Annotated in this window: 20 protein-coding genes and 1 tRNA gene; 12 read left to right on the forward strand and 9 right to left on the reverse strand. The window is 37.4% G+C overall.

Annotation, left to right across the window (positions count from 1 at the left end):
* Nucleotides 1–16: 16 nt before the first annotated feature.
* Entirely contained in the window at nucleotides 17–736 is a 720-nt protein-coding gene (bshB1, locus tag ACR1PO_RS05625) for a bacillithiol biosynthesis deacetylase BshB1 (protein WP_332385672.1), read from the forward strand.
* A 35-nt stretch (nucleotides 737–771) separates the two neighbouring features.
* Nucleotides 772–847 (forward strand) — tRNA-His (locus ACR1PO_RS05630).
* A gap of 265 nt (nucleotides 848–1,112) precedes the next feature.
* Here the strand turns inward: ACR1PO_RS05630 and ACR1PO_RS05635 are convergent.
* Together ACR1PO_RS05635 and ACR1PO_RS05640 are read right to left on the reverse strand one after the other, a co-directional pair.
* Nucleotides 1,113–1,448 carry a DUF3276 family protein gene (locus ACR1PO_RS05635; RefSeq protein ID WP_002976288.1) on the reverse strand — a complete coding sequence of 112 codons (336 nt, stop codon included), beginning with the start codon at nucleotides 1,446–1,448 and terminating at the stop codon, nucleotides 1,113–1,115.
* A gap of 99 nt (nucleotides 1,449–1,547) precedes the next feature.
* Nucleotides 1,548–3,209 carry an ABC transporter ATP-binding protein gene (locus tag ACR1PO_RS05640; protein WP_433986131.1) on the reverse strand — a complete coding sequence of 554 codons (1,662 nt, stop codon included), beginning with the start codon at nucleotides 3,207–3,209 and terminating at the stop codon, nucleotides 1,548–1,550.
* Nucleotides 3,210–3,300: 91 nt separating this feature from the next.
* On the opposite strand from ACR1PO_RS05640, the gene ACR1PO_RS05645 reads away from it, so the two are divergent.
* The 5 genes from ACR1PO_RS05645 (at nucleotide 3,301) to ACR1PO_RS05665 (ending at nucleotide 7,082) form a co-directional block, all read left to right on the forward strand.
* On the forward strand, nucleotides 3,301–4,206 hold the full coding sequence (locus ACR1PO_RS05645; protein WP_002976290.1) for a transcription antitermination protein NusB: 906 nt from the start codon (nucleotides 3,301–3,303) through the stop codon (nucleotides 4,204–4,206).
* A gap of 1 nt (nucleotide 4,207) precedes the next feature.
* Nucleotides 4,208–4,714, forward strand: coding sequence for a DUF1573 domain-containing protein (locus tag ACR1PO_RS05650; protein WP_433986132.1), 507 nt, complete (start codon nucleotides 4,208–4,210; stop codon nucleotides 4,712–4,714).
* Nucleotides 4,715–4,724: 10 nt separating this feature from the next.
* The gene (gene yajC / locus ACR1PO_RS05655; RefSeq protein ID WP_433986133.1) at nucleotides 4,725–5,084 is read left to right on the forward strand and encodes a preprotein translocase subunit YajC; all 360 of its coding nucleotides are present in this window, start codon (nucleotides 4,725–4,727) and stop codon (nucleotides 5,082–5,084) included.
* A 149-nt stretch (nucleotides 5,085–5,233) separates the two neighbouring features.
* Nucleotides 5,234–5,968 (forward strand): SDR family NAD(P)-dependent oxidoreductase, encoded by a 735-nt coding sequence (locus tag ACR1PO_RS05660; protein ID WP_433986134.1) that lies wholly within the window; start codon nucleotides 5,234–5,236, stop codon nucleotides 5,966–5,968.
* Nucleotides 5,969–6,236: 268 nt separating this feature from the next.
* Complete coding sequence (locus ACR1PO_RS05665; RefSeq protein ID WP_332385675.1) at nucleotides 6,237–7,082, forward strand: mechanosensitive ion channel family protein; 846 nt, start codon at nucleotides 6,237–6,239, stop codon at nucleotides 7,080–7,082.
* Nucleotides 7,083–7,136: 54 nt separating this feature from the next.
* Here the strand turns inward: ACR1PO_RS05665 and ligD are convergent, their stop codons facing one another.
* From ligD to ku, 3 genes are all read right to left on the reverse strand, one after another.
* Nucleotides 7,137–9,008 (reverse strand): DNA ligase D, encoded by a 1,872-nt coding sequence (ligD, locus tag ACR1PO_RS05670; protein WP_433986135.1) that lies wholly within the window; start codon nucleotides 9,006–9,008, stop codon nucleotides 7,137–7,139.
* A 71-nt stretch (nucleotides 9,009–9,079) separates the two neighbouring features.
* Complete coding sequence (locus tag ACR1PO_RS05675; RefSeq protein WP_433986136.1) at nucleotides 9,080–9,685, reverse strand: DNA polymerase ligase N-terminal domain-containing protein; 606 nt, start codon at nucleotides 9,683–9,685, stop codon at nucleotides 9,080–9,082.
* A complete protein-coding gene (ku, locus tag ACR1PO_RS05680) occupies nucleotides 9,685–10,470 on the reverse strand; it encodes a non-homologous end joining protein Ku (RefSeq protein ID WP_433986137.1) in 786 nt (261 codons plus the stop codon). Before ku ends, ACR1PO_RS05675 begins: the two co-directional genes overlap by 1 nt.
* A 146-nt stretch (nucleotides 10,471–10,616) precedes the next feature.
* Here ku and ACR1PO_RS05685 point away from each other — a divergent pair, with 146 nt between their 5' ends.
* Nucleotides 10,617–11,186, forward strand: coding sequence for a Crp/Fnr family transcriptional regulator (locus tag ACR1PO_RS05685; RefSeq protein ID WP_433986138.1), 570 nt, complete (start codon nucleotides 10,617–10,619; stop codon nucleotides 11,184–11,186).
* A gap of 132 nt (nucleotides 11,187–11,318) precedes the next feature.
* Nucleotides 11,319–12,596, forward strand: a complete 1,278-nt coding sequence (locus ACR1PO_RS05690) for an adenylosuccinate synthase (RefSeq protein ID WP_433986139.1) — start codon at nucleotides 11,319–11,321, stop codon at nucleotides 12,594–12,596.
* A 154-nt stretch (nucleotides 12,597–12,750) separates the two neighbouring features.
* On the opposite strand, the gene ACR1PO_RS05695 is transcribed toward ACR1PO_RS05690, so the two are convergent.
* The 3 genes from ACR1PO_RS05695 to ACR1PO_RS05705 form a co-directional block, all read right to left on the reverse strand.
* Nucleotides 12,751–14,082, reverse strand: coding sequence for a M12 family metallopeptidase (locus ACR1PO_RS05695; protein ID WP_433986140.1), 1,332 nt, complete (start codon nucleotides 14,080–14,082; stop codon nucleotides 12,751–12,753).
* 462 nt (nucleotides 14,083–14,544) lie between these two features.
* Nucleotides 14,545–16,299 (reverse strand): aspartate--tRNA ligase, encoded by a 1,755-nt coding sequence (gene aspS / locus ACR1PO_RS05700; RefSeq protein ID WP_433986141.1) that lies wholly within the window; start codon nucleotides 16,297–16,299, stop codon nucleotides 14,545–14,547.
* A gap of 136 nt (nucleotides 16,300–16,435) precedes the next feature.
* Complete coding sequence (locus ACR1PO_RS05705; RefSeq protein ID WP_332385683.1) at nucleotides 16,436–16,798, reverse strand: ankyrin repeat domain-containing protein; 363 nt, start codon at nucleotides 16,796–16,798, stop codon at nucleotides 16,436–16,438.
* 112 nt (nucleotides 16,799–16,910) lie between these two features.
* Between ACR1PO_RS05705 and ACR1PO_RS05710 the strand changes: the two genes are divergently transcribed.
* The 3 genes from ACR1PO_RS05710 to ACR1PO_RS05720 all read left to right on the forward strand — a co-directional run bounded on the left by ACR1PO_RS05710 (nucleotide 16,911) and on the right by ACR1PO_RS05720 (nucleotide 18,904).
* Entirely contained in the window at nucleotides 16,911–18,305 is a 1,395-nt protein-coding gene (locus ACR1PO_RS05710) for an MATE family efflux transporter (RefSeq protein ID WP_433986142.1), read from the forward strand.
* Complete coding sequence (locus ACR1PO_RS05715; RefSeq protein WP_433986143.1) at nucleotides 18,284–18,427, forward strand: hypothetical protein; 144 nt, start codon at nucleotides 18,284–18,286, stop codon at nucleotides 18,425–18,427. The genes ACR1PO_RS05710 and ACR1PO_RS05715 overlap by 22 nt, the downstream gene beginning before the upstream one ends.
* Nucleotides 18,428–18,784: 357 nt before the next feature.
* On the forward strand, nucleotides 18,785–18,904 hold the full coding sequence (locus tag ACR1PO_RS05720) for a 30S ribosomal protein THX (RefSeq protein WP_002976304.1): 120 nt from the start codon (nucleotides 18,785–18,787) through the stop codon (nucleotides 18,902–18,904).
* A gap of 59 nt (nucleotides 18,905–18,963) precedes the next feature.
* On the opposite strand, the gene ACR1PO_RS05725 is transcribed toward ACR1PO_RS05720, so the two are convergent.
* Nucleotides 18,964–19,620, reverse strand: coding sequence for a DUF937 domain-containing protein (locus ACR1PO_RS05725; protein ID WP_233333673.1), 657 nt, complete (start codon nucleotides 19,618–19,620; stop codon nucleotides 18,964–18,966).
* Nucleotides 19,621–19,700: the final 80 nt, after the last annotated feature.

The following is a 19,700-nucleotide window of genomic DNA, read 5'->3' on the forward strand; positions in this document are numbered from 1 at the left end:
TCCTATATTTGAATCTATGAAAACTGATATACTTGCTTTTGGTGCACATCCTGATGATGTGGAACTGGGATGTGGAGGAACTATTGCTAAAATGGTTTCTGAAGGAAAAAAATGTGTGGTTGTAGATCTTACAAGAGGTGAGCTCGGAACAAGAGGAACAGATGAAACCAGAAAAACGGAGGCGGCTGATGCTGCCAAAATCCTGGGGCTTTCCGCAAGAGAGAACCTGGGAATGAAAGATGGTTTTTTGGTGAACTCAGAAGATTATCAGATGAGGATCGTAAAAATGATCCGCAAATACAGGCCAGAAATCGTTTTAGCCAATGCAATTGATGATAGACATCCGGATCATGCAAAAGGAGCGAAATTAGTGTCGGATGCGTGCTTTTTGTCCGGACTGAGAAAAATTGAAACGGTTTTGGAAGGAGAGAGCCAGGAAGTATGGAGACCGAAGCATGTTTTTCATTACATCCAATGGAAAAATATTCAACCGGAATTTGTTATTGACATTTCTGAGTTTCTTGACAAAAAGATCGCTGCATGTATGGCCTACAAAACCCAGTTCTATGATCCGACTTCTAAAGAACCTGAGACCCCAATTACCACAAAAGACTTTTATGAGAGCTTAACTTACCGTGCGCAGGATCTAGGCCGGTTATCGGGAGTTACTTATGCTGAGGGGTTTACGTCTGAGAAGTTAATTTCTTTGAAAAATTTTGACGGAATTGTTTGGTAGTTGAGGAAATTGTCCTATATTTGCACTCAGAAAACGGTGATTGTAGCTCAGTTGGTTAGAGCGTCGGATTGTGGTTCCGAAGGTCGTGGGTTCGAGACCCATCATTCACCCAAAGAAAGTACACTTTTTAAAAGTGTACTTTTTTATTTTCTATCCATTTCAATCATTGGCAACTCTGTTTTTGTTTACTTTTTATTGAATACTTTTTTCAGTCTGTACCTTTAAATCTTGTGTAGGTATGCAAAAATGGTTTTTACTAAAACCTTGAAGTACTCTATGGGGAGTTGAAGTTGATATTCATATTTTTAGATAGAATGTCTTCAGAGCATAAAAAAAGCATCTTTTTCAGATGCTTGTGTTTTTAGATATTCTTTTTTTAAACCTCGTCGTCAGAATCTATTGTGTAAGATCTGCTTTTGAAGTCCTTGTCATGTTTTTCTGAAATTACATCCTCACCCTTTTCATTAATGATGAAATCTGTGGACTCATTAAACATCTCCTGGAAACTTTTAAAATCTTCCTTGTAAAGGTAAATTTTATGCTTCTCGAATGTAGCTTCCCCATTCTCTCCGAAATTCTTCTTACTCTCAGTAATTGTAAGATAATAATCTCCTGCTTTCGTCTCGCGCACATCAAAGAAATAAGTTCTTCTTCCTGCTTTTAACACCTTCGTGAAAATCTCATTTTCATGGCGTTCCTTGTATTCACTCATTGTTAGATATTTTTTAATCTTGTTAAGAACAAATATAAAAGAATTCTTTTAATCACAAAATTTTTTTTATGATTTATTTAACAATTGAGAACGAAATGGCTATGCGGTTACAGAATTGGTAATTTCAGTCAGGTTGATAATTTGGTGGGCTTTTTGAGCGCTAGACTCTCTGTGTGTGATAATTATGGAAGTAGCGTTACTGATTTTTTTATCAATATTCTCCAGAATATTGTGCTCTGTTTCGGTATCTAAGGCAGACAGAGAATCGTCAAAAATAATAATATTAGGGTTCTTAATTAGAGCTCTTGCGATACAAATTCTCTGCTTTTGTCCCCCTGAAAGCATGACGCCACGTTCACCTACAAGTGTTTTATATTGCTCTTTGAACTCGACAATATTTTTGTGAACATCTGCAATATTGGCATACTCTATCACTTTCTCATGAGAAGGATAGTCGATGGCAAAACCAATATTATTTTCAATAGTATCTGAGAATAAATAGCTTTCCTGGGGAATATATCCCAGAAAGTTTCTGTAGTTATCCAGATTATGATCTTTCAGGTTTTTACCATCAATCAGAATTTCTCCTTCACTTGGGTCAATCAGTCGGCATAAAAGAAGGGCAATTGTTGATTTTCCGCTTCCGGTTTTACCCATAATAGCCAAAGATTCCCCGGCTTTTACTTTGAAACTTAAATTATCCAGTGCCTTGATTCCCGTATTAGGATACACATAAGAAACGTTTCTGAATTCTATATCTCCTTTAATAGGATAGTTTTCAAAATTAGTGTTAATGATCTCAGATTTCTTATCCATGAATTCATTGATTCTCTGCATAGATGCTTCAGCTCTCTGGTTCACGGAAGTTACCCATCCAACCATAGAGAATGGGAAAATCAGCGTGTTGATATACATGAAGAAATCAGCAATCTTACCAATGCTTAACTCTCCGGCAATGTATTTTGTGCCACCTATCAATATAATGGCAACGTTCAATAATCCGATGACAAAAAGAATAATGGTGAAGAAGTAGGCTTCTGTTTTAGCCAGGTCCAAAGCTTTATTCTGATAATCAGTAACCTTAATTCCGTAGTTTTTTCCAATGTATTTTTCTCTTGCGAAAAATTTTACGACACGGATTCCGGAAAAACTGTCCTGAACAAAAGTGGAAATTGCAGACTGGCTTTTCTGCATGATCTTAGACTTTTTATTGATGATCGAACTTACCTTATAAATAGCATATGATAAAATAGGAAGCGGAAGTAAAGTCCACATCGTCATGGAAGCATCCGTTTTTACCATATAAATAGCGGTAATCAGTACAAGAACAATCAGGTTGGCCACATACATTACTCCGGGACCGAGATACATTCTTACCGCCACTACATCTTCACTCAGTCTGTTCATCAAGTCTCCAATGGTGGTCTGCTTATAATCCGTTAAAGATAAATCCTGATAGTGTCTGTAAATTTTATTTTTAAGTTCGTATTCTATCCTTCTGGAAGCAACAATGATAGTCTGTCTCATCATAAAGGTAAAGAATCCGGTCAGAAGAGAACATCCCACGATAATTCCAACATAGATTAAAACCTGTTGGTTAAAGCCAAGATTCCCGCTTTTGGTAAGCTCATCTACAGATTTACCTACAAACTGAACCTTATATATATTAAAGAAATTACTGGCAATGATAAATAGTACCCCCCAAAACAATAGTATTTTGTGTTTCCAAAAATAAGGGTTTAAGGTTTTTAGCGCTTTCATATAGTTTGACAAAATTACAAAAATGTCATCACACTACGAATTTCATCAATTTTAAATTTTGTATCTTTGCACCCATAAAAAAGCTCTTTGAATGTTAGGAAGACGACAAATCCGTGAAAAAGTAGTACAGACAGTGTATTCATACTACCAAAACCCTGTAAAATTTGATGTTTTAGAGAAAAACATGTTTGCCGGGATAGAGAAAATCTATTATCTGTACATCTATCAGCTCAATTTTTTGGTAGCGCTGAAAGAATTGGCAGAACATCAGATCGAAATTGGTAAGAATAAGTTTCTTAAGACTGATGCTGATATCAATCCTAACCAAAAATTCATCAATAACCAGGTATTGCTTAAACTGGAAGAAAATCCTGAAAGATTATTTTTTACTGGCCAGCACAAGCAGTTGAAATGGGATATGCATGATGATTTATTGGTAAAGACTTTCCAAAGAATTACTGCAGGGAAACGTTATCAGGATTTCATGAAAGAAGAAGGTTACTCTTTTGAAGAAGATCAGAAGTTTATTGGTAAATTATTCTTGAGATATATTGCTGAGAATGAAGATTTTCATGATTATTTAGGAGATAAGGAACTTTCATGGTATGATGATATCCACATTGCCAATTCAATGGTACAGAAAACAATTGGTTTCCTGAGAGAGGATGAAGAAAGCAGAACTTTGATCAAGATGATTAAAGATGAAGATGATAAAACTTTTGCTGCAAAACTGTTGAAAGATACGTTGAACAACTGGGAGAACAATGAAAAGAAACTGGAAGAAAGACTTGAAAACTGGGACCTGGAAAGAGTTTCTCTAATGGATAAAGTAATTTTGTCTACAGCAATTGCTGAACTTGATAACTTTGCTTTCACGCCTTCAAGAGTCATCATTAATGAATATATTGAAATTGCAAAAGTATTTGCTACAGACCGTTCCAATATTTTCATCAATGGTATTTTAGATAAATATTGTAAAGATCAAAATAGAATATAAAATGAAAAAGACGTTATCAATTATCGCCTTGTCAATTATAGGCTTTGGGTTAGTTTCATGCAAAAAAGAAAACAAAGAAACTCAAGGTACTGAAACTGCAACGACTGACTCTGCAGCTGTTGCGGCTCCTCTAACTACTGATTCTGCAGCAACACCTGCAACTGGTGAAGCAGCTGCTCCGGTTTCTAATCAACCGTCTACTTCTGTTGCTTTATCTGAAAGCAGTTTTGATTTCGGAAAAATCAAAAAAGGAGATAAAGTAGAGCACGTATATGAAATTACCAACACGGGGAAAAATCCATTGATCATTTCTGAAGTGAAGCCAGGATGCGGATGTACAGCTCCGGACTTTACGAAAGAACCCATTATGCCTGGCAAAAAAGGAAAAGTTACATTGCACTTTGACTCTTCAAGCTTTGACGGAAACGTTCAGAAGTATGCAGATGTTTTTGCAAACGTAGAAAAAGCGCCGATCAGATTAACGTTCACTGCGAACATTCAACCATAATAATTAAAATATGCTGACATTATTTTTACAGGCACAGCCTCAGGGATCTTCATCAATGATGCTGATCACGATGGGTGTAATGTTTGTAGGGTTTTATTTCCTGATGATAAGACCTCAGATGAGAAAACAGAAGCAGGAAAAAAACTTTCAGGAAAACCTTAAAGTAGGAACGAGAGTCGTGCTTACATCAGGTCTTCACGGAAGAATTGCTCAGGTTCAGGATGACGGTTTTGTAATTGAAACTTTATCCGGAAAGCTGAAATTCGAAAAAGCAGCGGTTTCAAGAGAAATGACAGAAGCCCGCTTTGGAGCAAAATCTGCTGATAAGGCAGATGATAAAAAAGAAACAGTAACTGAAGAAAAAAAATAATTCAGTCTGAAAATATCTGTCTGCGGCGGGTGAACGAAGTTCACCCGCCGCAGCTTTTTTATGCATAATGATAAAAGGTAAATTGATCCTGTGTTTATTTATGAAAACAATGGGTGAAATTAGTGGTTAATAAAATTTATCTTTGTCACATGAATCAAAACACAAACAAAACGGTCCTTATTTTGGGAGCCAATTCAGATGTAGCCAAGCAATGTATAAAGCAATATCTGGGAAAAGGGTTTTCAGTAATTGCTGCTTCCAGAAATACAGCTTCACTGGAAAATTTTATCGACTCGAATAACCTGGATCATTCAAAAGTTTCTGTTTTGTATTTTGACGCCTCAGATTTTGATTCTCATCAGAAATTCTATTCCGGCCTTTCCATAAAACCTCATATTGTGGTCTATGCCGCAGGGTTTTTAGTAGACAATCAAAAAGCGCTAACTGATTTCAAGGGAGCAAAGCAAATGATGGAGGTCAATTATATGGGAGGGGTGTCTGTTCTCAGTATTATTGCAATGGATAAAAGCAATAAGAATCTGGAAAGGATTGTCGGGCTTTCTTCATTGTCCGGAGTAAGAGGAAGGAAAAGTAATTTTGTCTATGGAAGTACAAAAGCCGCATTTACACAGTTTCTGGCCGGATTGAGGCAGGAACTGGCTTCCCGTAAAATCATTGTGAATGCTTTGGTCATCGGTTATATCAGAACAAAAATAAATGCAGGACTGGATTTGAATGAATCTCTGATCATGGAACCGGAGTATGTAGCGAAATTCATTGTTAATGCAGGAAATTCTTTTACCATTGTTCCAAACTTTAAGTGGAAAATTATTTACCATATCCTTAGGCTTTTACCGGAAAATCTGGCGGCAAAATTACCTTAAGTACTGTTTATTTAATATTATTTTCTTCAAGGTTGATACACTTCGGTACCGTTTTTGTAATTCTATGACCCGAAAATTATTTCTTCCTGCAAGATTCAGTTTCTGAATGATTATTGAGTAAAGCTGAAACATTCCGTTCTGCTTACAATCTGTTTTTAAGGATCAATATAATTTACTTTCACTCCGGGAGTGTAAGGTAAATTTCTGTTTAAATTTTGCAGGAGATGTCAATACCTTATAAATAGTAAAACACATACATAATACAAAAATGGACGATTTAGAATTGAACAATATCCAGCAGCACTGGGACACATTAATCTCTTCAGCAATTTCCTGGGCTCCGAGAATTTTTACCGCAATCATTTCTGCATTATTAATTTACCTGATTGGATCATGGATGATAAGAATGATCAAAAAACTGGTTGAAAAAGCCTTCAAAAAGCGGAATATGGAAGCTTCTCTGCAGCATTTCCTTTTAAATATTATCAATTGGGGACTGAATATTCTGTTGTTCATTGTCGTTGTAACTCAGCTGGGAGTGCAGACTTCTGCATTTGTTGCCATGATTGGTGCGGCAGGTCTGGCTGTAGGTTTGGCATTGCAGGGCTCTCTGACGAACTTTGCCGGTGGAATTTTAATTTTATTATTAAAACCTTTTAAGATTGGTGATTTTATTTCTACCAGTTCAGGCGTTTCAGGAACTGTAGAGGCTATAGATATTTTTCATACGAGACTGATTACACCACAGAACCAACTGATTGTTATCCCTAACGGAGTAGTGTCCAATAATAGCATTACCAATTTTACCCAGCTGGGAACACGAAGAACCTCATTGGATATCGGAGTTGCTTATGATGCAGATTTAAGACATACAAAAGATCTTTTAATGAATGTCATTAAAAATAATCAATACGCTCTTGCAGCACCTGCTCCACAGGTAGTAGTAACAGAACTTGGAGAGAGTGCGGTCAATTTATCTGTAAGGGTAAGCTCTTCGACTGAAAATTTCTGGGCGATGAACGAGGAACTGATCATCAGTTGTAAAGAGGCTCTCGACAAAGCAGGAATCGGAATTCCTTTTCCACAGAGAGATGTACATATTTACAATCAATAATTATATTTAATTTTTTTAAGAGACTCCTGCATGATACGATGTGGGAGTTTTATTTTAATCCATATCCTGCAGCAGGTCCAAGGCCTTCATCATATCAATTCCCTTGCCCAAAACCGGCTTGAACAAATCCCCCTTTTCTTTAATTTTTTCAAGAGCATTATCAATATTAAAATCCGTAGGTTTCACTCCAGGTTTTAATTCATCCCAATCCAAAGGCATAGAAACTGAAGCTCCCTGTTTGGGTCTTAAGCTGTATGCACTTGCCAGGGTTTGCCCTGTTCTGTTCTGCAGATAATCAAGATAAATTTTTTTGTTATCTCTTTTCTGAAGGCTTCTTTCTAAGGTGGTGAGTTCAGGGAGTCTTTCATTCACCTGCTTCATCAGAATATGGGCGAAGTCTTTTACCTGGTCAAAATCATATTTACCACCCATCGGAATATAAACGTGAATACCGGTGCTGCCTGAAGTTTTACAGTAACCTTTTATTTTAATTGATTTTAAAACTTCATTCACCTGAAGGGCTGTTTCAATCACATCATCAAATGTATTCTTTTTTGACGGATCAAGATCCAAAACGAGGTAATCAGGATGGTCAAGGTCAGGAAGTGAACTGTTCCATGGATTCATATCAATACATCCTAAATTATTCAGATAGGCTAATGTGGCTTTATCATTACAGTAAATATAATCAATGTATTTGTCATTCGATTCAGAATATACCTGCGTGGTTTTTATCCAGTCAGGTATGGTGTCTCCTGCATCTTTCTGATAAAAGCCCTGTTCTTCAATTCCGTTTGGAAACCGGTTGAGAGAAAGAGGGCGGTTCTTCAGATAAGGCAAAATATAAGTCGCCACAGACTGGTAATAGTCAATAACCTCTCCCTTCGTAATACCATCTTTAGGAAAATAGATCTTATCCTGGTTGGTCAGTTTAACTTTATGCTTATCTAATGTGATCTCCTTTTCTTTTTCAGAAACTTCGGTTTTTTTAGATGATGTTTTTGTCTTCATTTCTTTAGGTTTTTCGGTGAAGGATGATTCCTTGATATCTTCTGGTTCTTTATCCTCTCTGACGGTTATAAATACAGGGTGCCTGAATATTCCATCCCGGGTAATCTCAGAATATTTGATTTCGCATACCAGTTCCGGCTTTATCCAGGTTACAGGCATATTCGTTTTAGGAATTTTTTCGAAAGGTGAAGATTGTACAATTAATTTCTCAAGTCTTTGATAGAGTTCCTTTAAAGACGTCTTATTAAATCCCGTACCTGTATGGCCGCAATACGTAAGCTTTTGATTAATATATCTCCCCAGGATCAATGCCCCGAAACTTTCACGGGATCCTCTCGGTTCTGTAAAACCGCAAATAATTACTTCTTCAGTATTTGAAAATTTTATTTTAAGCCAGTCACTGGTTCTGTGGTTTTCAATATACAGGCTATCTGCCCGTTTTGCAATCATACCTTCCAGCTGCATTTTTTTCATTTGCTTAAAAAATTCAATACCTTTTTCAGGAATATGATCGCAGTATTTAATGGCATCAGTTTCAATTAAGGCTTCTTTTAAAAGTTCTTTCCGCTGAATGAGCGGAAGTTCTTCAGTAGAATGACCATTCAGCCAGAGAAGGTCAAAAACCTGGTAAACAAGTGGAGCACCGGGATTATCTGCGATTTGCTGTAAAAGCTGGAAATTGGGTTTCCCCTGTTCGTCATAGGCTACAACTTCGCCATCCAGGATCATTTGATATCTTTGTCTATCAAAATCCTGGCTGATTTTATCGAATTTTGATAAAAATGAAATTCCGTTCCGTGAATAAAAGAGTGGGGTTTCATGGCTGAGGTCTGCAATGGCTCTGTAGCCGTCCCATTTTATTTCGAATATCCAGTCTTTATCGTTGAAAGCATCTTCAGAAAGCTTGGCCAGCATTGGTCTGATGAAAGATGAAAGCTTTTTTTCGTTTGTTAGAGAATTAAAACTTCTGAATGGTTTTTCAGTAGTTATGACTTCTTTTTTTCTTTTATTTTTAGGCTTTTTTTTTCCTCTAAAAACTGGGAAACCAAAGATTTTGGTGATGTATTTTCTTCAGCATCATACGGACTTTCCGCAAATTCATCTTTATGCTTAATGAGCAGCCATGAATTGTCCTCCGTATTTTTCATTTTAACCAGGGCAAATTCGCCTTTCAGCTTTTTACCGTGTAAAATGAATTTTAGAGATCCTGAATGCAATTCTTTCAGAAGCTCTTTTTCATCAGAAAGTTTACTGTTTTCTTCCAGAGGTTCGTACGTTCCGCTGTCCCAGATTTCTACCTGTCCGGCACCATAATTTCCTTCCGGAATATTTCCTTCAAAATCTTTATAGTCATAAGGATGATCTTCTACCATCATGGCAAGGCGTTTATCTTTAGGATCTAAAGAAGGCCCTTTCGGGACAGCCCAGCTTTTCAATACCCCTTCCATTTCAAGGCGGAAGTCATAATGAAGTCTGGTTGCAGCATGCCTTTGGATTACAAAAATCAGCTTATTCTTACTTTTCTTTGTTTTTCCTTTGGGTTCGCTGGTTTCATCGAACTTTCGTTTTTTATGATAATCTTTGAGAGCCATTACGATGCGGATTTGGATTTAGAAGTATTTAAGCTGGCTTTTAACTGCGCCATGAGGTCGATCACCTTACCTTCTTTTGCAGGCTGTGCTTTTCTTGCTTTTATATTTTTGCCTTTGGCTTTCTGCTTGATGATTTTCATCAATTCATCAGAATAGGTATCTTTATACATTGTGGGGTCAAATTCCTGGGAAAGCTGTTCAATCAGGCTTACTGCCATTTTAAGCTCTGCAGGTTTGGGTGCCTTTTGAGCAGGAATTTTTAAATCGGCATAATCTCTTATTTCCTGGTCAAACCTTAAGCGGTTCAGGACCAGAATTTCATCGTTGTAAGGACGTATCATTCCGATCGCTTCGCTTTCACGGAGTACAAAGGTCCCTATGCCCACCATGCCGGTCTTTTCAAGTGCCTTCAATAAAAGCCTGTAGGCACTTTCTCCATTTTTCTGGGGTTCCAGGTAATAAGGCGTTTCAAAATAAACACTATCCACTTCCTCTTCTTTAACGAACTGGTCAATGGAAAGTATTTTTGTTTTTTCAGGGCTTGCTGCTTCGTAATCTTCTTCATCAAGAACGATGTATTTGTCGTCCATGAGATAGCCTTTGACGATGTTTTCCCATTTCACTTCTTTTCCTGTATTTTCATTGACTCTTTTGAAGCGGATATTGGAAAAATCAGATTTATCGAGCATATCGAGATCCAGTTTTGTGGTTTCCGTTGCTGAGTAAATTTTAACAGGAATGTTTACTAAACCGAAGCCAATGGCGCCGTTCCAAATTGCTTTCATTGTCTTACGTTTTTAAAAATCAAGCAATTAATATGCCGCCAGAAGCTTATGTGGTACCTTTTGTGAACTTTGTTACCAAATGACAATTGTTTTTAGCGGTGACTTTTATACCTTTATATTTCCGCAATCCGTGGTTGATAATAGATATGGAAGAGCTTTTTACTTATATCAAAAAATTCGTAACACTGAATCCTCAGGATGAGCTTTTGATTGCTGAAGGAATTCAGGAAATTACTGTAAAGAAGGGGGAACTTTTTGTAGAAGCAGGGAAAGTAAGCCAAAGAATTGCTTTTGTGAATAAAGGTGTTTTCCGGTCTTTATATTATAACAGACAAGGAGATGATTTCACAAGGTATTTCATTTATGAAGGGCGGTTTATCGGGGATTTTCAGGGCTTTACTGATCAGCTGCCCGCCCATGAAGATATTGAAGCGATTACTGATGCTGTCCTGTTGGTGATTGATTTTAAGCACTTTAAAATTCTTGAAGATAAAATTGCTGTATGGCCGGTTTTGTTTGCAAGAATCCATGCCTTTGTTGCTGAAAACAAACTCAAAGTGGCGAGCATCATGCTGAATCAGGACGCAAAATCGCGCTATATTCACTTTTTAAATCATTATCCCGGCCTTGCTAACAGGGTTCCGCAGTCTATGCTGGCATCTTATCTTGGGGTTACTCCTTCATCGCTGAGCAGGATCAGGAGAAATATCTTATAAGGTTTGAGAGCAGGAGATAATAGAGTTTGTGGGTTTTACTACTTCTGATATCTCATAATCGCTTTTTGTCAAATGACAATGGTCTTTCCTGTTGACTGTCATAGCTTTGCTTCATAAAAATTAAGTACAAATATGGATATTGTATTAGGACTACAATGGGGAGATGAAGGTAAAGGCAAGTTCATTGATCTTATCAGTGAAAATTATGACATTACAGCACGTTTTAATGGTGGATCTAATGCTGGACACAGCATAGAAAGAAACGGTCGAAGAATCACGCTGAAAATGATTCCTTCCGGGATTTTTATGCAAGGAGTACAGAATGTGATAGGGACAGGCACTGTTCTGGATCCTGTAAGCTTTAAAAAAGAAATACTAAATCTTCAGGTATTTGATAAAACCATTCAGCCGGAAAACAATATCATTATTTCTCAAAAAGCGCACCTGGTAATGCCAACGCATAAGCTTCTGGATATTTTTATGGAGGAAAGCTCTGAGTATACCACGGTAGGAACTACAAGAAATGGAATTGCTCAGGCGTATTCAAACAAAATATTAAGGCAGAATCTGAGAGCAGGGGATATATTTTCATCAGATTTTCAAAGCAGGGCACAGCATATCTTAGACAGAGATTACAGAATACTGGAAGAGGGAGGAATGATTGTTTTGCCTGCTTTAGAGGAAATCAGTAAAGAGTTTTTTGAAGCGGTGGAATTCCTTAAAAAATTCAATTGTACAGAAACTGAGATTTATCTTAACAAAGCTCTATCTGAAGGTAAAAAAGTGTTGGCAGAAGGATCTCAGGCAGCGATGCTGGATATTGATCACGGTACTTATCCGTATGTAACGTCTTCTTCAACGACGGCATCAGGGGCGAGCAGCGGATTAGGTGTTTCACCGAAAAAGATCGGTGAAATTTACGGAATTGCGAAAGCATATTGTACCCGTGTTGGAAATGGTGCATTCCCTACGGAACTTTTAGATGAATTTGGAGATGATCTCAGAATGAAAGGGAATGAGTTTGGTTCCAATACAGGACGTCCGAGAAGAACAGGATGGCTGGATCTTCCTGCTTTAAAATATGCAGTGATGATCAATGGGGTCACTCAATTGGTTCTGACAAAAGCCGATGTTTTGAGTGGATTGAAATCGGTAGCAGTTTGTACTCATTATGAACTAGAAGACGGAAAAGCAGTATCCGTTTCGGGGTTACTTCCGGAGAATGGAAAGCCGGTATTCAAATGGATGAATGGCTGGAATGCTGATTTTTCTGCAATGAAAAGTCCTTCAGAGCTGCCCCAAGAAATGAATGAATTTCTATCATTTCTGGAAGCGGAATTGGGAATTCCGGTGGCTTATCTTTCTACCGGACCGGGAAGGGAACAGATGTTGAAGTTGACCATTAAATAATTTAGACCAGTTTGCATATACTGATCTGATAAACAGAAGAGGCTGTCTCAAAAGTCAAATAAGCTGACGCTGCCACTCTGAACAAAATGTAATGGAGTGAAGAATCTTGTATTATCAATTGTGATGAAACAGCCTCTTTATCTGTTAAAATAGTTTAATTAACTTTTGTAAGGATAAAACGCTGCTTTGTAGAAGGCTGAACCGTTTGAACCGTAGTGCCGATTACAATAGGAGTAAGATTGGTCGTTAAGCCGTCTTTTACCTCTAATCTCAAGGCTGGTGCATTCTTTGGGGCAAATCCAAAACCATTGTTTCCCAGATTGAATAATAGCCATTTCTGGGAATCTGTATTAGCATGGGTTCTTAGCTCAACAGCTGTTCCACTTGTTGTTCCGTTACCTTTTACAGTCAGAACTTTTAAAGGATCCAGTATGGATTTGATGATATAATACCCATGATCTGATTTGCTGAAAGTAAATCTCTGGTTATTTCCTGTAGAAGCAGAATACAGAATTACGCTGGTGCCGTCTGTAGTGGAACTTCCGGTAATATCAACATTTTTATCATTCGCTAAAGCTGTTGTCATGGTATAAGTTCCGTTGATTGCAGCACTGGCATTAACAGGTCCATACAAATGATTTATTCCTGCATAATCCCCTGCAGACAATCCTGTCCTTTGCTTGGTAAATGTGGATCCGTCAAGTTTAGTCATTACAGGCTGGTTTGGGTCTATGGCAAAGTCTGTAGACCCATATACCATCACTGATCCGAAATCAAATGCACCATATCCTGCGTAATCATTGTAAAGGTTGAAGTTATGACGGCTGCCTTCCACGGCTTTGTTAACATCTACAATAATATACTGATCTCTGTCCGGACGGCACTGTTCATGCAGGATTCCCATTGAGTGCATTATTTCGTGGGCAATAATGCCGGGAGACATGATATTATAAATTTTAATGCCGTTTACTCTGTTTTTTTGCCATCCAAGTGGTGAGCTGTTGCTTCTTGTATAAGTAAAGGTGATATATTCTGCTTGATGGGTACGTTCAACAAACTGCATACTGGTTTGGGAAGAGATCATATCAAACGCTTTGTTGATATTGGTAAGGAATTTATTGTAATTCTGAGTACTCAGATTTCCCTGGCTGGGTAATGTATAATAGACTGTTGCATTCGGCCAAGTCTTAATAAAAGAACTTACAAAGGTGCTTTTCTCAGCTGTGGATATTCCGGAATTGGCCTGCATCTTTAATTTGTCAAACTGCTCAGCACTAATAGTAATATCATCTGCATAAAAATATTCACCATTCACTTCATTAACATAGGTGTATTTTCCATTAATTAATAATTTGTGAATCTTTGCATTGTCCAGCTTCGTTGTTGTTTGATCTATTGAATCTGCCTGTGCATTTTCAATATCTGGCCTACATGAATTCAGCGCCAGAATAAGGTATCCTGATAAGAGTAATAGTTTGCTTTTCATATTATTAAATATTTGTACATTTTAACAGCTCTATTATTACCTACGCAAAACTTATTAAATTTAATCAATTCCTAAATTGGATTAAGTCTTCATTATAATTAAGCTGTGTTTGTAAATATATTAATAAAACATTATGCTTGTATATAACATAATATAATGATTGTTTTATTAGTGTTTTGATTAATAAATGTATTTAATGTGCTAATTAATTTATTGTGTTTTATTTTTTACTATTAAATTTTAAATCAGGTTACTTCGCTAATATTTGGTCTGCAAATAAAAATTGTACTTTATACTGATATAAAGTCTATTCTATTGATAAATTATTAAAGAGTGTTGAAATTGGTAAAGTCATGAACCCGGCATCATGCTGCCTCATGAACATATATTTTTGTAAAATTAAATTGAAGATTCCTTTAATTGAGGATATAAAAAAAAGCGAGGTAAAACCCCGCTTTATATTTATGCTTTTAAGTTCAATTGTAATTCCAGTTCGTCGAGCTGTGCATCAGCAATAGAAGCTGGAGCGTCAATCATTACATCTCTTCCCGAATTGTTTTTAGGGAAAGCGATGTAATCTCTGATGACTTCGTTTCCGTCAAGGATCGCTACCAGGCGGTCAAACCCGAATGCCAGACCTCCGTGTGGCGGTGCGCCATATTTAAAGGCATTCATAAGGAATCCAAACTGAGCTTCTGCTTCTTCTCTGGTAAATCCTAGTAAATCAAACATTTTAGACTGAAGATCTCTGTCAAAAATTCTGATAGATCCTCCTCCGATTTCATTTCCGTTAAGAACCATATCATAAGCGTTGGCTCTTGCTTTTCCAGGATCAGTTTCCAATAAATGGATATCTTCCGGTTTTGGAGAGGTAAAAGGGTGGTGCATTGCATGGTATCTTTCAGTGTCTTCGTCCCATTCCAACAGAGGGAAGTCAACAACCCAAAGTGGTGCAAACTCGTTTCCTTTTCTTAATCCTAAACGGTTTCCAAGTTCCATTCTCAACGCAGAAAGCTGAGCTCTTACTTTGTTTTCGTTTCCGGAAAGAATCAACATGAGGTCTCCTTCTTTTGCACCGAATTTTTCGATAATTTTCGCTAAATCCTCTTCACTGTAGAATTTGTTTACTGATGAGGTCTTTACACCATCATTCTGGAATTTTACCCAAACCATTCCTGAGGCACCGATCTGAGGACGTTTTACCCAATCAACAAGTTCATCGATCTGTTTTCTTGTATATTCTGCACAACCTTCTACATTGATTCCGACAACCAGTTCAGCATCATCAAATATTTTAAATTCTTTTCCTTTTACCAGTTCATTCAGTTCTACGAACTCCATTCCGAAACGGATATCCGGTTTGTCATTTCCGTATTTTCTCATCGCATCTGCGAAAGTCATTCTTGGGAAGTCTCCGAATTCCTGACCTGTAATATCTTTTAAAAGAGTTTTAGTCATTCCTTCAAATACGTTCATAACATCTTCCTGCTCTACAAAAGCCATTTCACAGTCGATCTGTGTAAACTCCGGCTGTCTGTCAGCTCTTAAATCCTCATCACGGAAACATTTTACAATCTGAAAATATTTATCCATTCCACCTACCATCAAAAGCTGTTTGAAAGTCTGTGGAGACTGTGGTAATGCATAAAATTGTCCCGGATTCATTCTGCTCGGCACGACGAAGTCTCTTGCTCCTTCCGGAGTAGATTTGATCAGTACAGGAGTTTCCACTTCAATGAAACCTTCATCAGACAAATAATTTCTTACTTTCTGCGCCATTTTGTGACGGAAGATCAGTTTATCTTTTACCGGATTTCTTCTGATATCCAGGTAACGGTATTTCATTCTTAATTCCTCACCGCCGTCGGTTTCATCCTCAATGGTGAAAGGTGGCAGCTGAGAATCATTCAGAATCGTCAGTTTTTCCACAAGAATTTCAATTTCTCCTGTCGGAATATTAGGGTTTTTGCTGACTCTTTCAATAACTTTTCCGGAAGCCTGAATCACAAATTCACGGCCCAGTTTTTTAGCCTCTTCCATCAACTGTGCTGAAGAACGCTCCTGGTCAAAAACCAGCTGGGTAATTCCGTAACGATCTCGAAGATCTACCCAAATCATAAATCCTTTATCACGGATAGTCTGTACCCATCCTGATAGTGTAACTTCTTCATTCAGATTTTTCAGAGATAGCTCTCCGTTGGTGTGTGATCGAAACATAATTATTTGTTTAAAGTTCAATGTTTAAGGCCCAATTCCGGACCTTGAATTTTTCGTTGGCAAAGATAAGATTTTTGCAGGTTTTATAAATAAAAAAAACTTCCTTTCGGAAGTTTCATATATTGTTTTTAGATTTTTAATCTCTATTGCCGCCTTTCGCTATCAGAATTTTCTTTATTTCTTCACTGCCTTTTGTATCATCAGCAACTTCAAGAGGTGTTTTGTTCTGACATTTTTTGTTAACATTGGCTTTATTGTCCAAAAGGAAGTTCAGAATATTCTTTCTGTCAGCCATCACACTGAAACCAAGAGGTGAATAAAGTATATCTCCAACAAGGAAACATTTGTTGTAATCTCCCGGGGCAAACTGTTTTTTAAATGTTGCTATATCATCAGAATAAATGGCTTTCATCTTTTCCTGAGTCATTCTCTGGGCCGATAACATGCTTCCGGACAGTAACATTCCAAATAGAAAGATAGTAGAGATTATTTTTTTCATAAGAATAATTTTTAAGAATATACAAATCTAAATTAAATTTTATTACCAATTGCTAAGTTTTTCTAATAATTGGATTTGTATTTTTGGGATTATCTAAATTATTAATTGTGAAATGACAAAATATATTGAGTTTTTGAAAAAAGCGTTTAGCGGGGAAGAGACAGATTTTACCAGAGTGAATATCAGAAGTGCTGTATTGCTTTTAGCCATCCCTATGATGCTGGAAATGGCTATGGAGTCCGTATTTGCGCTTGTAGACCTTTATTTTGTCGGTCATCTGAAAGAAAGTGGTTTCGCTATTCAGACAGTTGGGCTTACCGAATCCGTACTTTCAGTAATGTATTCTATTGCGATAGGCATGAGTATGGCAGCAACGGCTCTGGTGGCAAGACGGATCGGGGAGAAAAATCCGGAGCAGGCTTCCAGAAGTGCTGCGCAGGTATTGCTTGTTTCCTTTGCTATTACGTTTATTTTAAGTTTACTGGGAGTGATCTATGCGGAAGAAATTCTGATTCTGATGGGGGCTAAACCAGAGGCTGCATATTATGGAAAGAATTTTACCAGGATTATGATGGGAAGCAGTACGATTATCATGCTTTTGTTTTTAATCAATGGGATTTTCAGAGGAGCAGGAAATGCGATGATTGCGATGAAAAGTTTATGGATTGCCAATATTGCCAATATTATTCTTTGTCCGGTTCTGATAAAAGGTCTGGGACCTGTGCCTGCTTTGGGATTGACTGGCGCTGCTCTGGCAACTACAATAGGGCGCAGCATAGGAGTTGTTTACCAATTATACCATCTGTTGGTGGCGGATACTCAGATAAGAATTAAACTTTCTTATTTTAAACCCAATTATGAATTGATCCAATCCATCATCAAAATTGCAACACCGGGAATTTTTCAGTTTGTCATTGCTTCATGCAGCTGGATTTTCCTTGCAGAATTGGTCGCAACAACCGGGGGCGAAAATGCTTCAGCCGGTTATCAGACTGCTTTGAGACTGATGATGTTCTTTATGCTTCCGGCCTGGGGATTGAGTAATGCAGCCTCCACTTTGGTAGGACAAAATATGGGAGCTAATGAAATGCTGAGAGCCGAACAGTCCGTAATGAAAACGGTGAAATATAATGTCATCTTTATGCTGGTGGTAAGCCTGATATTTATTTTTATGGGAAATTTTTTAGTGGGCTTTTTCACTCAGGAAACTGCTATTAAAGACTTTGCCAAAAATGCCCTTCAGATTATGAGTACCGGATTTATTTTTTATGGAATCGGAATGGTGATGATCAATGCATTCAATGGTGCAGGTGACACGTGGACACCAACCTGGGTTAATCTTTTTGGGTTCTGGCTGTTTCAGATTCCTCTGGCCTATTTTTTATCGAAATATTTTGAACTGGGTCCCAAAGGAGTCTTTATTTCAATTCCCGCTGCAGAAACCTTAATTACCATTGTCGCTTTTATTTTATTTAAAAAAGGAAAATGGAAAACGATAAAAGTTTAAGAGGGTGGGTGCCGGAAGCTGGACAAAAGAAGTCATGGCAGCCTGAAATATTAAATAGCCTTTTGTTGGCAAAATGGAAAAAAAAGATAAGTGATCTGCAGATTAAGAAACGAAACTGGTAACCTGATAATAACTTCCAGCCTCCCTCTCCCAGCTTCCCTTCTTAATTTATAAAATTTTAACAGCTTCATTAATTGGATTTTAGCGCTGTATTTTTTAATTCGTAAGACAAAAAATCAAGAAGAGGAAGGCTGGAAAAAGGAAGTCCTGGCAGCCTGAAATATTTAAATAGCCTTTTGTTGGCAAAATGAAAAAAAATAAGTGATCTGCAGATTAAGAAACGAAACTGGTAACCTGATAATAACTTCCAGCCTCCCTCTCCCAGCTTCCCTTCTTAATTTATAAAATTTTAACAGCTTCATTAATTGGATTTTAGCGCTGTATTTTCTAAATTCGTAGAACAACAAATACATCATACTATGGGAAAAGGTGACAAAAAATCAAGAAGAGGAAAGATTAATTCCGGAAGTTATGGTAAAAGAAGACCTAAAAAAGCCTCAAAATCTTTTGTAGCTTCTGAAGAAAAATCTAAAAAGTAATTAAAAATAAAAAGACCGAAGATTATTATCTCCGGTCTTTTTTATGAAAATTAAATTAATTATTTACCTCCAAGAATATTGCCAAGGATGCTGCCTAAGCCGCCACCTCCTTGTTGTTGGTTTCCACCGCCGCCCAATACACTTCCCAGTATATCGTTCAGTGGATTTCCTGATGACTGGGATTGCCCGCCGCCTAAAACGCTTCCAAGTATGTCATTTAAAGGATTAGACTGCTGAGTCTGAGCCTGGTTTGAAGCATTTCCAAGGATTCCTCCCAACAAATCTCCCAGGCCGCCTGCTCCTACATTATTTTGTTGCTTTTGCTGACCGATGTAACCCATTACAACAGGTGCAAGCATGGCAAGGATAGGTCCTATTTTGTCTATTGAAATCCCTGTGTTTTGTGACAGCTGGTTTTCAACAGTACTTTTTTGTCCGCCAAAGATATGATCAAGGATAGATCCGCCTTCAGCCTGTCTTGCTTCAATTTGTGAAGCGTCATTTAAGATACTTCCGTTATGGTCTTTATCTAAAGCATTATTTAAAGCTTCTGCTTCTTTTGCATCCTGAGATTTATTTCTGAGATAAGAAATGATAAGAGGGGTCGCTACAGCTAATAGGGCGATCACCTGGTTTTTGCTGATTCCGAATTTGTTTTCAGCCTGTTCAGCAACCTGGTTGCCTGTATTCCCTGTAAGTAGGTCAATTAAACTCATTTTTGTGTTTATTAAGTATTAAGTACACCAAAGTTATCAAAAAATATGCCTCATAAAATGACCGCCTTTCATAATTATTG

The organism is Chryseobacterium amylolyticum (genome assembly GCF_051011775.1).
Lineage (GTDB): Bacteria > Bacteroidota > Bacteroidia > Flavobacteriales > Weeksellaceae > Chryseobacterium.